Annotated in this window: 1 protein-coding gene; it reads left to right on the top strand. The window is 61.4% G+C overall.

Annotated elements, in window-relative coordinates; genetic code table 11:
* A partial coding sequence (locus tag AC1D1T_RS32920; protein WP_477993568.1) for a hypothetical protein occupies positions 1 to 204 on the top strand: 204 nt, incomplete at its 5' end.
* Between the last annotated feature and the right edge of the window lie 473 nt (positions 205 to 677).

Genomic DNA, 677 nt, shown 5'->3' with positions numbered 1-677 from the left:
GTCTCGTGGTTCAACCACCACCGGCTGCTCGAGCCCATCGGCTACATCCCGCCAGTCGAAGCCGAGGCAAACTACCATCGCAACTCGCCACTCGTCAGGCCATCACGGCCTGACTCACACCAACCGGCCTCCACGAAAGCCGGGGCGATTCAACTCGTCAGGTGCGTTGCCCCGTCAGGACGCCTCAACGGAACCGGCGCATAGCAGTTCACCTTCGCCACACCCAAAGAACTGCAGCGAAGTGCAGCAGCAGAATTGGGACGAGCAGAGAGCCGCTCACGAAGCCCATGAGACCCCACGCTGTACACGAAGCGGCAATCAGCGCCGCAGCAGAGGAGAGGTAGCGCATCAACGAATCATCGCATGCTCACGCCAGCGGACTCGATCGCTGCCAGGGTGTCGTGGGAATACCGGCGTGACAGGCCGATGCGTGGAGTGAGCATTGCCACGGGTTTCCGTTCGTCATTCCAAAGAACGCCCGTTCGTCGACGGTTTAGCCCGGTAGGTCGCACCAAAATTTCAAACTTCCGAAGGCCGTCTTTTCAGGCCGACGACCGGTCTTAGCGGGGCCCACAGCGATGCGAGCCCCTTGCCGCTGAGCCAGACTCGCAAGTGCCGCCCCTCGTCCAAGCTGCCGACGAGCAATAGCGTCTCAAGGCTTGCGTCCAGCGTGAAAA

The organism is Rhizobacter sp. P2_H3, assembly GCF_056403355.1.
This window is presented reverse-complemented; position numbering and strand designations above follow the sequence as displayed.